This window comes from Micromonospora sp. DT229 (genome assembly GCF_049844505.1).
Lineage (GTDB): Bacteria > Actinomycetota > Actinomycetes > Mycobacteriales > Micromonosporaceae > Micromonospora.
The window spans coordinates 1-14162 of sequence record NZ_JBNCLD010000011.1; the positions used below are offsets into that span (position 1 = coordinate 1).

Consider the following 14162-nt stretch of genomic DNA (forward strand, 5'->3'; position numbering starts at 1 on the left):
TGCAGGATCAACCGCTCGTCCACAGTAGAAAAGATCTACCAGACCAGGCCGCCCAACCGCCACCCGAGACACGCTCTAAGGCGTGTTTCATAAGTCAGGCTGGCGGTGTCGAGGTCACGGCGTGGCGGTGATCGATAACTGAAGAGGTCTCCGGTATCTGGTTCTGCGACCAAGCAAGAACTTCATACCGGAGACCTCGTGGCCAGCGTAGCGGTGACGAGGCGGCATGACCTGACCGACGGGCAGTGGGCTGTTCTGGCTCCGCTGTTGCCTGCACCGTCGGCCACGGGCCGTCCGCCGAAGTGGGAGAAACGGCAGCTCATAGACGGGATCCGGTGGCGGATCCGGATCGGCGCCCCGTGGCGGGACGTGCCGGCCGAGTACGGGCCCTGGCCGACCGTCTACGGCCTGTTCCGGCGGTGGCAGCGCGACGGCACGTGGGACAAGATCCTGTCGGCGTTGCAGGCCGCCGGTGACAGGCGGGGCCGAATCGGTTGGACGGTCAGCGTGGACTCGATGACCAGCCGCGCCCACCAGCACGCCGCGGGCGCCCGCACCGACGGGCATCTGCAGAAGGAACCGCCCGGCGGCGTGCACGACGAGCCCGCCGACCACGCGCTGGGCCGGTCACGCGGCGGCCTGACCACCAAGACCCACCTGGCCTGCGAGCAGGGCCAGAAAGTCCTCTCCCTGATCGTGACCGCCGGGCACCGCGGTGACAGCCCGCAGTTCATCCCCGTCCTGCGCCGCATCCGCGTGACCCGCCTCGGCGTCGGCCGGCCCCGTACCTGCCCCGACCTGGTCCTGGCCGACAAGGCCTACACCAGCCGCGGCAACCGCCGATACCTGCGCTCACGCGGGATCAGGGCCTGCATCCCCAGCAAGAGCGACCAGGACGCCCACCGCAAAGCCAAAGGCTCCAAGGGCGGGCGCCCACCCACCTTCGACAAGGATCTCTACCGGTTACGCCACGCCGTCGAGAACGGCATCAACCGACTCAAACGCCACCGCGGCGTCGCCACCCGCTACGAGAAGCTCGCAGTCCGCTTCCAAGCCGTCCTGACCATCACGATCATCACCGAGTGGCTCTGACCGGCTTATGAAACACGCCTTAGGGCCTGTATCAAAGTCGGCGAGGGCCTGATCACGGCATTCCGCCACGCTGACCAAACTCGGGCAAGACCAACCCCTAGTCTGTCGCCATGACGGCGAGCCATGGAGTCATCGATTTGGACATGCATGGCGCTGAGCTTGGTGACTCGGATGGGGGCCTCTCCGCCGGAGTTAGGCCCGGACGGAAGGGCGCTGCCTATATGGTCGTTGCCTTGGTAGTCGGCTTGGCGCTCGGTAGCGTCGGCGGTGCCGAGGTGTGGAGTTCTCGCGAGGAACGGGCCGAGGCCAGCACCGTCACACTGGTGGCCTTACCAGGCCCGTCCAACAGTTGGGGAAGCTTGAACGGCGTCGGGACGGTGCGACTCGATGCGCAACTGGTGTTGTTCAACGCCGGCCAGGCACCCGTCATAGTGCAGGTAGATGAGGCACGGAAACCGGGCGTCCTGGTACGTGGTACAGGCCAATCCTGGCTGGTCCGCCCGGGCGGAACGAGTTGGATCGACGTCGAGGTCACGCTCGAGTGCGCAACTGCCTTCACACCGGAGCCGCTGTCCGTCAACTTCTCCGTGCAGACAGCCGACCAGCGAATTCGACGGGCAGGTTTCCCCTCGCTCTCCAGGGCAGCCCATGGCAGCGAGCGTGCGAGCCTCCACCTCGTGTGGTGCCGGGTCCGGTCACAGCCAGTCGTTGATCGCGGCGATGTGAATGGTGGCTTCGTAGCGGACGGCGAGTTTGTCGAACCGGGTGGCCACGGCGCGGTGGCGTTTGAGGCGGTTGATGTCGCACTCCACGGCGTGACGCTGCTTGTACCGCTGTGAGTCGAAGGCCGGGGGTCGACCGCCCTTGGATCCCTTCTTGCGCCGGTTGGCGTCTTGGTCGGCCTTCGACGTGTACGCCTTGTCAGCCAGGACCCGGTCCGGGCGAGTCCGGGGCCGCCCCGAACCCAGGCGGGGCACCCGGATACCGTCGAGCACCGCGACGAACTGGGGGCTGTCTCCGCGCTGCCCGGCGGTCACCACGATCGACAACGGCTTCTGCCCCTGCTCACACGCCAGGTGCACCTTCGTTGTCAGGCCGCCCCGCGATCGCCCGAGCGCGTGGTCGGTCGGCTCGACCGTGGTCCCGCCCGGCGACTCAGCCTGCAGATCCCCCTTTTACGCGCCCCAGCAGCGTGCTGATGCGCTCGGGCGACCGTCGAGTCTACCGACACGTCCCACACGACGCGCCCGGACGCGTCAGCCAGGGCCTGCAACACGGTCAGGATCCTCGCCCAGGTCCCATCACGCTGCCAACGCCGAAACAGCCCGTACGCCGCAGCCCAGGACCCGTAGCACTCCGGCATGTCCCGCCACGGGGCACCGACCCGTGTCCGCCACCGAATCCCATCAATGAGCTGCCGTTTCGTCCATGCCGACGGCCGACCTGGCCCACGCCCCACGGGCAGCAGCGGCTCCAGCGCCACCCACTGAGCGTCGGTCAGGTCATGCCGCCTCGCCACCGCTAGGGTGTCCACGAGGTCTCCGGTGTTCGGGTTCTGCTTGGTCGCTGAACCAGATACCGGAGACCTCGCTACATCACGAACACCGACACGCGAAGATCCTCAAGCCGGCAGCTCAAGCCCCGGCACCGACTTCGACACAGGCCCTAGACGCCTAGTCCGGCCGCCCCCGTGAACGCGCACCACACCCACGAGGCGGCCGACCGGCCATCAAGCGACCGGAGCGACCGTCGCGGGGTGCTTGTCCCCGCCCCACCCGTAACGGGCCGCCTCCGCCACCACCTGCGTCACCGCTTCCTCGATCAGCTCCCGCGACTCGGTGTCGTCCTCAACCCGCCACCCGTAGCGGGACGTCGCATCCACGAACACCACAATCGCGTCCACGAAAGGACTGACCCGGAACACCAGCGACCACGACGGCCCGTGCACGCGCAGCGCCACCCCACCGTCACCGGGAACGACTCGCAGCACACCCGGGCCGCCACGCTCCACCACAGCGGCAGCCTCTACAAAGGGTTGCCGCATCGCCGGATCATCACCCAACCGAGCGGGCAACACCTGTTGCACGATGACATCCGTTCCGGCGCGCCACGGGTCGATCGTCGGCTGATTCGCAAGAGCATTGACCACCTGATCGGCCAACGCCCGACGACGCCGCGCCGCCTCCGACAACCCCCGAGGCTCCGCAGCACGCTGACCGAACGGCACCGCCGGATCACCCACCGGCAGCACCTTCACCGGCGCGTCCGCACCTTCCGACTGAGCCCGCCACACCTGATCATGAGCGATCTCGGACCACAGATTGCGCAGGTCATCAACCCACGACGCCCACGCCACCCGTGTACGGGGCTTCGGTAACACCCACCGCCCCGAACGCGAACGCCGACGCGCCTGCCGTCGAGCCCACACGCTCCGGCGACGGACAGCCGAGATGCGGTACATAAATCACAGCTTGGCACACTGCCAGTAGCGCTAGCGACAGTTGACATCGCGCCAGTCGAGCTTTTGTCAGCGGCTACCAGCCGGACAGGCCCCACGATTCGGCTACACCCCCCGGTGACCACCTACCCCGCGCACCGCGCACGGTAGGTTCATCCCGTGCTTCCGATGACTCTGCAAGAGATCACGACCGTTGTCGGCGGAGCCGTTCACGACGCCGCCGGCCCGGTGACGGTGACGGCCCCGGTGGTGTTCGACAGCCGGCGCGTGGAACCCGGCGGCATGTTCGTGGCGTTGCCCGGTGAGCGCGTCGACGGGCACGACTACGCCGCCCAGGCGATCGAGGCGGGCGCGGTCGCCGTGCTGGCGTCGCGGCCGGTCGGGGTGCCGGCGGTGGTCGTGGAGGACGTGCCCACCGCTTACGGACGGCTGGCCCGCGCGATGGTGGACCGGCTGCCGCAGACCACGGTGATCGGGGTGACCGGGTCGGTGGGCAAGACCTCGACCAAGGACATCCTCGCCCAGGTGCTGCCCGCGTTCGGCCCGACCGTGGCTAACCGGGCGTCGAACAACAACGAGCTTGGGTTGCCGTACACGGTCACCCGCGCCACCACCGACACCCGCTACCTAGTGTTGGAGATGGGCGCGCGGGGCGTCGGGCACGTGGCCTACCTGACCCGTATCGCCCCGCCCACGGTCAGCGTCGTCACCCGGGTCGGGCACGCGCACTTGGGCGAGTTCGGGTCGGTGGAGAACATCGCCCAGGCCAAGGGGGAGATCGTTGAAGCGCTGCCCTCGGCGCAGGACGGCGGGCTGGCAGTGCTCAACGGCGATGATGCGTTGGTGACCGCGATGGCATCCCGCACCCTCGCCCGGGTGCTCACCTACGGCATCGAGCAACCCGCCGACGTGCGCGCCGAGAGCGTCAGCGTGGACGAGCTGGGCCGCGCCCGGTTCCGGCTCGTGCACGACGGCCAGGCCGCCGAGGTGCGGTTGCGCCTCTACGGGCTGCACCAGGCGTCCAACGCGCTCGCCGCCGCCACCGTCGCCCTCGGTCTGGGCCATCCGATCGAGGCGGTAGCCGAGGCGGTGTCGCAAGCCGAGGCGGTGTCGCCGGGCCGGATGCAGGTCACCACCCGCTCAGATGGCGTGACGGTCATCAACGACGCCTACAACGCCGCGCCCGACGCCATGCGTGCCGCTCTGCGCGCCCTGCACGCGATGACCGGGGACGGCCGGCGGGCCGTGGCGGTGCTCGGTGAGATGGCCGAGCTGGGCGAGCACGCCCCCCAGGTGCACCGGGAGATCGGGCAGCAGGTGGCCGAGATCGGGGCCGGATGGTTGGTGGCGATCGGCGGGGACGACGCCGCACAGTACGCGGCCGGAGCCGCCGGCACCGGCACCACCGTGGATCGGGCGGCGGACGTGGCCGAGGCGTGGGAGATGCTGCGCGACGGGCTACGTCCGGGCGATGTCGTGTTGGTGAAGGCAGCAAACAGCGCCGGGCTCCTCGCGCTCGCGGACAAGCTGAACGACGAGCCCGGCGCTGTCACCGCCCAGGCATAGGGGTCACGCGGACAGCGCGACCTCGGATCGGCTGCCCAGGGTGCCCAGGATCGCCGCGCCGTAGCCGGTCACGTCACCGGTTCCCATCGTCACCACCACGTCACCGCGCCCGGCCATCCGCGCGATGACCCGGGCCGCGTGGTCCGGGCCGAGCGGCAGGCAGTACCGGCCCTCACGCAACCGCGCCATGATCCCCCGCGAGTCCGCCACCGGCCGTCCCACCGGGACGGTGCCGTGCACGTCCAGAAGCAGGACGTGATCGGCCTTGTCCGCCAGGAGGCTGCCGATGCGGTCGTCAAAGGCCAGCACGCGGGCGTGTCCGGACGGCTGGAACACCACGAACACCCGCCCCCGCGCCAGCGTGCGCGCGGCGTCCAGGTCGGCGGCGATCTCGTTCGGGTGATCGGCGTAGGAGTCAATCACCGTCACCCCGGCCCGCGTGTCGATGTGCTCGAACCGGCGACGCACCCCGCCGAACGTGCACGCCGCCCCGGCCACCTCCACCGGGTCCAGACCCAGCGTCGCCGCGCACGCCACCGCCGCCGCCGCGTTGTCCAGGTGGTGCGCCGCCGGAGTCGGCAGAGTCAGGACGACCTCCGCGCCGGTGGGCATCCGGACCGTCGCGGACGCGCTCCACCCCTCGGCGTTGACGTCCAACAGCCGCACGTCCGCCGTCCGGTCCCGCCCGTACCGCAGCACCGTCAGATCGGGCCGCTCGTCGGCGATCACGTCGGCCGCCACCGCCGCGCCCACACAATCGGCGTTGACGACCAGGACGCCGGACGGCGCGACCCGACCGCCGAACTCGACGTAGGCCCGCAGCACGTCGGCGTGACTGGCGAAGTTCTCCGGGTGATCGTCGGTCACGTTCGTGATGACCACGATCGACGGGCTGAGGAAGTGAAACGACCGGTCCGACTCATCCGCCTCCGCCACCATCAGCCCGGACGCGCCGAGGTGGGCGCCAGAACCCGCCCCGGTCAGGTCAGCCCCAATCAGGTAGGTCGGGTCCTGCCCGAGGGCGCGCAGGACGTGAGCGAGCATCCCCGCCGTGGTGGACTTGCCGTGCGAGCCGGACACCGCCACCAGCCGCCGCCCGGCGGCCAATGCGTCGAGCACCTGCGCCCGGTGCACCACCGGGATGCCGGCGATACGGGCCGCACGCACCTCCGCCGCGTTCCGCGCGACCGTGGTGTAGACGACGCAACTCACGCCCTCGACGCGCGCCGCGTCGTGTCCGACCTGGACTCGCACGCCCGCCGCGCGCAGCGCTGCCAAAGCGGCCGAGTCGTGCAGGTCGCTGCCGCTGACCTCGTGACCCAGCTCGGCCAGCAGCCGCGCCAGGCCGGACATCGCGCAGCCTCCAACGCCCACGAAGTGCGGACGGGACAGGTCGATCGGGCCGGTGTACGCCTCGATCGTCGGGTTACCAGTGATCGTGTCGGTCATGGTGCCGTGTCTCCTTCTGAGTCAGAGCTGACGAGTTGGTGCCATGAGCTGACGTGCGAGAGGAATTCACTCCTTCCACTCGTGCGATTCCTTGCGCGCGCCCAAGCTGGCCCCGGGTCACCAGCTCGGCCGCGCGAGTCCAATCGATCTGCGTCGGCCAGTCCTTCAGCCCCGCCGCAGCAGGCGGCAGCAGGGGTACAGCAGGAGCCGGGAGGGAATCAGCGGACGGCCCTGCCAGGTCCGGCGGTTTGCGCTGCCGCTTTCGCGTTGTGCGGCACGACGGACAGGCACACGGCCTACCACCGGGAAATCGACGCGACCGATGTGGCCGGTGCCGGGGACGGATCAGATCCGCGTCGTCGTCATCCATGACCGGCTCCGTCTCCTGAAATGACAGCGGCGGGGGAGATCCCAAGCGACCGCGACGAGTTCGCCAGGTCGAGCAGCCGCCGCAGATCCCGGCACACGCACATCGGCGGTGACTGGGTAAGGCGCTGCCGAACAAGTTCCGACACCATCTGTTCCCGCAGGCGACGTGCCAGCGCGTCAGTACGCGCCCACTCCGCCACCAGCAGCCCACCCGCGCCCAAAGCCACGTCGCAGGCAAGCCAGAACTCCCGTGGGGCCAACTGGCGCGCAGTCTCCACATTGGCCACAGTGCTTCGCGACCACTGCACCATTCGCGCAAGCCGCACCTGAGTGACACCAACAGCCTTACGGGTCACCGCCAACTGACCCCCCAACGACCGACGAGCATCCGCGACAACGCCAGGCGTCAGGGACTCAGGGGCCGGTTTGATCGCCACGCGCTGCGCCGTGGCGTGTGAAGGCGTGACGGCAGCCATCGCTACTGCGCCCGTCGCTCAGCCAACGAGTACACCCGCGCCCCACGGCCCGCATCCGCACCGGCCACAGCCGGAGCAGCGTCGACCAGACCAACGCCAACGCCCGACACGTCGATCAGCACCCGGAGCGGACCGGCCACCAACGTGATGCAGCCGGGCGACCCCTCGTGCCACATAACCGAGGCCGCGCCCGAGCCGACGCTGACCCGCACCGCCGCCGCGCCGGCCGACGCAACCGGTAACCCGCCGGGAGCGGTGGCACTCTGACCGGTAGCTGCCGGTGAACTCGCCGGGCAGATGTCGGCCCCTGCGTCAGGCCGCCCGGTGGCCGGAGCCTGCCCCACCATGCTCGTGTCGCGATCTTTGGCGTGCCCCTGGATGATGAAGAAGCCGAGTTCCGCATCCGTGGCCCTGCCAAGCACCGCGCGTAACCCCGTGCGGTAGTGCGCAGACGGCCACCGAGTGGTACCACGTTCAAGATTGCCGATGTAGCCGGCATGGATAGCGAACCGACGCCCCGCGTGCTCGTACAACCACGCATTGACAGCCTCCGCCAACTCCTGCCGCGACATCGGCCGGCCCGACCCCGAAGGGGACCGCAGCGCCAGCCGCGCCGCGCGCAACAGATCGTTTGGTCCCGGTTGATACGCCACGATGTAAATCCGTTCCTGGTCATTGCTTGTCTCGGCGACACACGGGTAAGGCGAGGGATACGCGCACTCCGCAGCGGTGCGCGAACCATCACGTCTCTTGAGGTTCCGTACGCAGGGCCAGTGCGACCAGGCGACTCATCCACCAAATCGGTCGTGGTCCGGCGTACCTGTAGCGAACCGCAAACCACGGGCGGTAGGTACGCTGTGACGCACCTCGAACCGGTGAACGCGGTGAAAGATCAACTTCTAGCGGGGGTGCAACGTGCCGCAAGCGCGATCCGGCAACGCCAAGCTCGCAGCCGTCATCACCGAGGCCGGCATGTCGCACGCCGAGGTGGCGCGCGCGTTCGTCCGCGTCGCGAAGGAGAGCAATGCCCCCGAGTTCGCCGGAGTCGGCCGCTCCCACGTCTCACACTGGATAGCAGGCTCCAAGCCTTCTGGGCGGGCACCCATGCTGCTGTGCGAGGCACTGTCACGGAAGCTCGGCCGGGTGATCACCCTCGACGAGATCGGGTTGCCCGCCCCGCCGCTGTCCTCCAAGGACATGCTCGGATGGCGAGTCGATACGCTGGCAGCGCTAACCGAACTCGGGAGAGTCGACGTGGACGCTGAACGTAGGCGCGTTCTCAGCACCGCCGCCTATTCGCTCGCTGCGCTGACTCTGCCCTCCGATCGTTGGTGGTCGCAAATGGCCGAACGTGGCCGAGCGCGCGGTGCGGCAGGCGGCAGGACCGTGAGCCGGGGCGACGTAGACGCGGTGCACGACATGATGTCCCTGTTTTCCCGCGTCGACCAGCGTCGGGGCGGCGGGCATGCTCGCTCGGCTGTCGTCCAATACCTCGGCTCCGACGTGGCAAGCTTTCTTTACGGACGCTACGCCGACGACATTCTGAGGCGCGACATGTTCACCGCCGCCAGCGAGCTTTCCTACCTCGCCGGCTGGATGGCATTCGACAACGGCGAACACAACGTGGCTCAGCACTACTTCAACATCGCCGTCAAACTGGCCGCAGAAGCCGACAATCCAGCAATGGCAGGCCATGTACTGCGCGCGATGGCACACCAAGCCATCGACCTCGGCCACCGCAAGCGTGCTCTCAACCTCGCCTCGGCATCCGTCGACGGCGAACGGTACAAAGCGGCAGCTCCACGAGAACGAGCCTTGCTTGGAGTGGTCTACGCACGCGCACTAGCAGTAAACGGCGAAACGCAAAAGGCGGCTCGCGCACTCCTCCGAGCCGAGGACGACCTCTCCGCCGCCACCGGCGGAGACGATGAGCCCGGCCGCGTCTTCTTCTTCGGTGAAGCGAGCCTTGCGCATGAGACGGCCTGCGCGCTGCGCGACACCGGTGACTTGGCCGGCGCAACGACTCAGTTTCGCCGCAGCGTCAGGACGCGCAAGGCGTCAACCTTCACTCGGACCCACGCCGTCACGCTCGGATATATGGGAGCCGTCCAGGCTAGGCAGGGCGAGATCGAAGAAGCCTGCGCAACGTGGTCCCGTGCCCTCGATGCAATGGAAGGCGTCCGATCGGGCCGCACGCGCGAGGTTGCCGCCGAGATGCGCGCCATCCTTTCCCCCTACAGACGCCGCAGCGTCCGAGCAGTCCGAGACGTGGATGCACGCGCCAAAAGCTACCTCTCAACTTTCGCCTAAACGACAGCCAGCAACAGAAGCGGGAGACTGGAATGGCAGCCGAGAAGTTCGCCGTGGAATCAATTGCGCGGGTCATAGGCGGAAGATCCGAGCCGACGGATGACTATTGGGGTGGAAGTAGGGCCATTATTCGAGTCGATCGTGAGCTGTTCACCCCAGCAGCCACCAGAGGGCTAGAGGACTTCTCTCACCTTGAGATCGTATTTCGATTCCACCTCACCGATCCGACCGATCTGAACCTGGGTGCACGCCGCCCTAGAGACAACCCGGAATGGCCAGAAGTCGGCATCTTCGGCCACCGGAACATGCGTCGCATCAACTGGTTGGGCGTGTCCCGCTGCCGCCTGGTCAAGGTCGACGGCCTTGACCTGCATGTCGAGGAACTAGACGCCGTAGATGGCACGCCTGTCCTGGACATCAAGCCATGGTTCTCAGAGTTCGGCCCACGCGGCGAGGTCAAGCAACCGGCCTGGCCGACTCAGATGCTCGGACTGTACTTCGCAGATCCCGCAGAGGCCCAAGCAAAGTGAGTCCGGTGTGAGCCCGAACTCCTACAGACTAAACGAAACCGGCCACTACCGATGAAGCCGTAGGGGTGTCTACCTGCAAAGATAGACACCCCTACGGATTGCCCGTCACCCACAATCACGATCGGATTCAACTTGACCGAGCCCTCACAATCCCCCGAAGCCCGTGTCACCCGCCGCGCTGTTTCAGATCTAGAAGGCAGGGCGGCGAGCCGGCATTGGTGGGATGAGGACGCTGACAGCTACCAGGAAGAGCACGGCGCTTTCCTCGGAGACGTTGACCTTGTGTGGTGCCCTGAGGGCCTACGCGAAGCAGATGCAAGGCTGCTCGGCGACGTGAAGGGAGCACGAGTCCTGGAGATAGGCTGCGGCGCGGCTGCGGGCTCACGCTGGCTAGACGTCCAAGGGGCCGACGTTACGGCGCTGGACCTTTCCACCGGCATGTTGCGGCACGCCAAGCTGGCCGCCGAACGCTCGGGCGTGCATGTGCCGCTCGTACAAGCCGACGCCCTGGCGATGCCTTTTCAGGCGGGCACCTTCGATACGGTGCATACCGCGTTCGGCGCTGTCCCGTTCGTCGCAGACTCCGAAGCGCTCATGCGCGAAGTGTTCCGGGTGCTGCGCCCCGGTGGGGCATGGGTCTTTGCCGTTACTCACCCGATGCGCTGGATTTTTCTCGATGATCCCGGCGAGGCCGGCCTAACGGCTGTCCACTCATACTTCGACCGCCGCCCGTATGTCGAACAGGACTCGACAGGAGTGCCTACCTACGTCGAGGCGCACCGCACCTTCGGCGATCGCGTCCGAGAGCTTACGGCCGCCGGCTTCATTCTCTGTGACGTGGTTGAACCGGAGTGGCCGCCGGGGCACGAGGAAGTCTGGGGCCAGTGGAGCCCGCTTCGCGGTCGGCTGTTCCCTGGCACCGCCATCTTCGTAGCCCGCCGTCCAGCCGCCGTGTGACCTAGCACACGAAGAGCGGCAGGGCACGTCGCGGAGATATCACCAGGCATGACCAGGCGTTTTTGATAGTGCAAGATCATATCCACTTGATGCGCTGGATCTTCCTGGACGACCCGGGCGAGGGCGGGCTGACCGCGGTGCACTCGTACTTCGACACCCGCCCGTACGTGGAACAGGACGAGCAGGGCGCGGCCAGCTACGTCGAACAGCACCGCACCCTCGGCGACCGGGTCCGCGAGCTGGTCGGGGCCGGATTCCGGCTGCTGGACCTGGTGGAACCTGAGTGGCCGGAGGGACACGAGGGGGTCTGGGGGCAGTGGAGCCCGCTGCGAGGCCGCCTCTTCCCCGGCACCGCCATCTTCGTCAGCGAGAAACCCGCCGACTGAGCGAAGCCGCACCGCACTCCCGGTGCGACCTGGCGGGCCATCAGCGGCGGTACGCTCGGCCTCATGAGCGCCGAGCCCATCCCGACATCACCTGGCCCCTGGTGTCCGGATCCGATGCGGCAGCAGCGTGCCGACTACACGCTGGAGGACCTGCTCGCCCTGCCGGACGACGCCCCCCGCGTCGAACTCGTCGACGGAGTCATTCACGTGACACCCTCCCCCACCCTGGGCCACCAGAACATCTCCAGCCTCTTGTGGCTCTGGCTGCACTCCCACACTCCGGCCCAGTTGCACGCCACCCAGGCGGTCGGGGTGGCCCTCAGCCACAACACCAGCCGGCAACCGGACGTGGTGCTCTACCGCGCCGGGCTGCCGGCTGAGCGGTCCCGGCTCCGGCCGGCGGACGTGGTCCTGGCCGTGGAGATCGTCTCGCCGAGCACCCGGCGGGTCGACCGGTTCGCCAAGCCGGGTGAGTACGCCGCCGCCGGCATCCCGTTCTACTGGCGCATCGAACAGGACCCGGTGCACCTGTACGCGTACCGGCTCGGTGACCGGATCGGGCCGGGCGGGGAACGACAGTACGAGCTCGCCGCGGACAGCGCCGACCTGATCGAGCTGACCGAGCCCTTCGACATCAAACTGCCGATCGCCGAGATCGTCCCGTAGCCCGTACCAGCTGGTCGTTTTCCTCCGGCGACCCCGGGTAACCGGCGGCATGGCCGACACGGAGTTCCACACCGGCGACCATGTCTCCTGGGCCAGCCACAGCGGCCGGGCGTACGGGGTCGTCAAGGAGAAGCTCACCGAACGCACCCATGTCCGAGGACACCCGGTGAACGCCTCCCCGGAGGATCCGCAGTACCGGATCACCAACGACGACTCGGGCAGGGACGTCGCCCACCGGCCGGAGGTGTTGCGTCGTGAGCGGTCGTGACGATCCCGACCAGACCTACCGGGAGTTCACCGAGGCGGTGAACATGAAGCCCGGCGAGCTGTCCACCTGGCTGGAGACCGAGGAGTCCAAACAGGTCGGTTGGCACAAGGGTGGCGGCGAGTCGGTCGGCCACCAGTCCGGCCGGAGGATCATCGACCTGCTGCGGCGCAAACGCGACCAGCTCACCGAGGCGGACTACAAACACATGCGCAAGGTCGTCGGGTACGTCCGGCGGCACATGGCCCAGCGGCCCAGCGGCGACGTACGGGCCACCCGGTGGCGCTACTCCCTGATGAACTGGGGGCACGACCCGGTCAAGGCCAAACTGCCGCCGCCCGGCGGCCCCTCCCGCAAGGCCCTCCAACGGCACGGGGCTCCGCCGAAGGCCCGCCGGCCCCGACCGGCCTGACGGCTGCCGGGCAGGCGCCTGGTCGCCTAGGGTCGGTCCATGCTGGAGTCCCAACGTGAAGCTGTGCCCTTCAACGACGACGGCGAGTTGGACACCGCCCTGGCGTTTCTGTCCTTCGCCCGATCCTGCCTGCTGAAGAAGGTCGACGGGCTGGACGACGAGCAACTGCGACGGCGGTTGGTGGTGTCGGACACCACCCTGCTGGGACTGGTCGCGCACCTGACCGCCGCCGAGCGGTACTGGTTCGGATACACCCTCGCCGGGGACCCGCGCTACGCCGAGGTCGACTTCGGCATGGTGGTCGCGCCGGACCGCCGTACGGACGAGGTCATCGCCGACTACCGGAACGCGATCACCGAGAGCGACACGCACATCATCGCGGCCGGCGGCCTCGACGCCCGTACCGCCAGTCCGGTGAACGACGAACCCCGCACGCTGCGCTGGGTGCTCGCCCACATGACGAGCGAAACCGCCCGGCACGCCGGGCACGCCGACATCCTGCGGGAACTCCTCGACGGCGCCACCGGCCGCTGATCCCTCGATCCTGCCACCCGGGGTGGTGCTGCCGGTCGTCGGCTGACCGGCCGTCGGGTCAACTGTCGAACCAGACCACCAGCCGTACGTTGTCGCCGCCAAGCCGTTCGGCGAGATCGCGCATGGCGTCGAAGAGTGCGCACAACTGCGGATCGACGCGCAACACGTCCGCCTGACGGAGCCGCTCGACCCGCCACATCCGGCCTCCGGCGCGCCACTGGGTCCCCTCCGGATAGCTGCTGCCCCGGGGGTCGGCGTGTTCGCCGGCCACTGCCCGCCAGGCGTGCCCGTGGTGGCCGGCCTTGCCGATGAATCGCGGGCCGTCGCCGGTCAACTCGTGCTCGTGGATCCGGTCGTCGACGCGCGGCGCCAGGGCGTTCCAGTCGATGTGGGCCAACTGGGTCCAGGTCACCCAGGTGTGATCGTGCTCGTCGTCGGACTGGAGAGCGAGCAGGTCCGGGCTGGCGTCGTCCGGCAGGCCACGACCGGGCGCGACCGGATCGAACCCGGCGTAGTTCCGCACACCGAACAGCAGCCCGAAGGCGTCGTAGTCGCGAGGTAGGTCATCCAGGCTGAGGTCGGTCAGCAGCCATGGCGACCCTGGGCCGCAGGGGCGGATCTCCACCCCACCTGCGATATCGGTACCCACGTCAGCTCATCTCCCCGCACAGGCACCCGCTCACCTCGCCCTC

Annotated in this window: 15 protein-coding genes and 1 pseudogene; 10 read left to right on the forward strand and 6 right to left on the reverse strand. The window is 68.4% G+C overall.

The window, feature by feature from the left end:
- The first annotated feature begins 213 nt into the window (after positions 1-213).
- Complete coding sequence (locus tag ACLQ2T_RS18330; RefSeq protein WP_425767573.1) at positions 214-1092, forward strand: IS5 family transposase; 879 nt, start codon at positions 214-216, stop codon at positions 1090-1092.
- Positions 1093-1787: 695 nt separating this feature from the next.
- Here ACLQ2T_RS18330 and ACLQ2T_RS18335 read toward each other — a convergent pair.
- Together ACLQ2T_RS18335 and ACLQ2T_RS18340 are read right to left on the reverse strand one after the other, a co-directional pair.
- Positions 1788-2626 (reverse strand): IS5 family transposase gene (locus tag ACLQ2T_RS18335; RefSeq protein ID WP_373307069.1). Its coding sequence is split into 2 segments (ribosomal slippage): positions 1788-2258 and positions 2261-2626, totalling 837 coding nucleotides; the frame shifts between segments, so codons are not numbered across the junction.
- 195 nt (positions 2627-2821) lie between these two features.
- The gene (locus tag ACLQ2T_RS18340) at positions 2822-3448 is read right to left on the reverse strand and encodes a hypothetical protein (RefSeq protein WP_425767574.1); all 627 of its coding nucleotides are present in this window, start codon (positions 3446-3448) and stop codon (positions 2822-2824) included.
- Between the two features lie 270 nt (positions 3449-3718).
- Here ACLQ2T_RS18340 and ACLQ2T_RS18345 point away from each other — a divergent pair, with 270 nt between their 5' ends.
- Positions 3719-5116 carry a UDP-N-acetylmuramoyl-tripeptide--D-alanyl-D-alanine ligase gene (locus ACLQ2T_RS18345; protein WP_425767575.1) on the forward strand — a complete coding sequence of 466 codons (1398 nt, stop codon included), beginning with the start codon at positions 3719-3721 and terminating at the stop codon, positions 5114-5116.
- 3 nt (positions 5117-5119) lie between these two features.
- On the opposite strand, the gene ACLQ2T_RS18350 is transcribed toward ACLQ2T_RS18345, so the two are convergent.
- The 3 genes from ACLQ2T_RS18350 to ACLQ2T_RS18360 all read right to left on the reverse strand — a co-directional run bounded on the left by ACLQ2T_RS18350 (position 5120) and on the right by ACLQ2T_RS18360 (position 8063).
- Positions 5120-6565, reverse strand: coding sequence for a UDP-N-acetylmuramate--L-alanine ligase (locus tag ACLQ2T_RS18350; RefSeq protein ID WP_425767576.1), 1446 nt, complete (start codon positions 6563-6565; stop codon positions 5120-5122).
- 362 nt (positions 6566-6927) lie between these two features.
- Positions 6928-7410, reverse strand: a complete 483-nt coding sequence (locus tag ACLQ2T_RS18355) for a helix-turn-helix domain-containing protein (RefSeq protein ID WP_204293279.1) — start codon at positions 7408-7410, stop codon at positions 6928-6930.
- A gap of 2 nt (positions 7411-7412) precedes the next feature.
- Complete coding sequence (locus ACLQ2T_RS18360; RefSeq protein WP_425767577.1) at positions 7413-8063, reverse strand: hypothetical protein; 651 nt, start codon at positions 8061-8063, stop codon at positions 7413-7415.
- Positions 8064-8325: 262 nt separating this feature from the next.
- On the opposite strand from ACLQ2T_RS18360, the gene ACLQ2T_RS18365 reads away from it, so the two are divergent.
- The 8 genes and pseudogenes from ACLQ2T_RS18365 to ACLQ2T_RS18400 all read left to right on the forward strand — a co-directional run bounded on the left by ACLQ2T_RS18365 (position 8326) and on the right by ACLQ2T_RS18400 (position 13470).
- On the forward strand, positions 8326-9720 hold the full coding sequence (locus ACLQ2T_RS18365) for a Tat pathway signal protein (protein ID WP_377680464.1): 1395 nt from the start codon (positions 8326-8328) through the stop codon (positions 9718-9720).
- 32 nt (positions 9721-9752) lie between these two features.
- Positions 9753-10250, forward strand: a complete 498-nt coding sequence (locus ACLQ2T_RS18370; RefSeq protein ID WP_425767578.1) for an SAM-dependent methyltransferase — start codon at positions 9753-9755, stop codon at positions 10248-10250.
- A 132-nt stretch (positions 10251-10382) separates the two neighbouring features.
- Positions 10383-11207 (forward strand): class I SAM-dependent methyltransferase, encoded by an 825-nt coding sequence (locus ACLQ2T_RS18375; protein ID WP_425767579.1) that lies wholly within the window; start codon positions 10383-10385, stop codon positions 11205-11207.
- An 83-nt stretch (positions 11208-11290) separates the two neighbouring features.
- Positions 11291-11593 (forward strand): annotated as a pseudogene (locus ACLQ2T_RS18380) (SAM-dependent methyltransferase); the annotation flags it as partial.
- A gap of 114 nt (positions 11594-11707) precedes the next feature.
- A complete protein-coding gene (locus ACLQ2T_RS18385) occupies positions 11708-12259 on the forward strand; it encodes a Uma2 family endonuclease (protein WP_425767705.1) in 552 nt (183 codons plus the stop codon).
- A gap of 49 nt (positions 12260-12308) precedes the next feature.
- Complete coding sequence (locus ACLQ2T_RS18390; RefSeq protein WP_013734991.1) at positions 12309-12527, forward strand: DUF2945 domain-containing protein; 219 nt, start codon at positions 12309-12311, stop codon at positions 12525-12527.
- Complete coding sequence (locus ACLQ2T_RS18395; RefSeq protein ID WP_327024944.1) at positions 12514-12936, forward strand: DUF3140 domain-containing protein; 423 nt, start codon at positions 12514-12516, stop codon at positions 12934-12936. The genes ACLQ2T_RS18390 and ACLQ2T_RS18395 overlap by 14 nt, the downstream gene beginning before the upstream one ends.
- A gap of 39 nt (positions 12937-12975) precedes the next feature.
- A complete protein-coding gene (locus tag ACLQ2T_RS18400) occupies positions 12976-13470 on the forward strand; it encodes a DinB family protein (RefSeq protein WP_425767580.1) in 495 nt (164 codons plus the stop codon).
- Between the two features lie 58 nt (positions 13471-13528).
- Here the strand turns inward: ACLQ2T_RS18400 and ACLQ2T_RS18405 are convergent, their stop codons facing one another.
- Positions 13529-14119 carry a hypothetical protein gene (locus ACLQ2T_RS18405; RefSeq protein WP_425767581.1) on the reverse strand — a complete coding sequence of 197 codons (591 nt, stop codon included), beginning with the start codon at positions 14117-14119 and terminating at the stop codon, positions 13529-13531.
- Positions 14120-14162 lie beyond the last annotated feature (43 nt).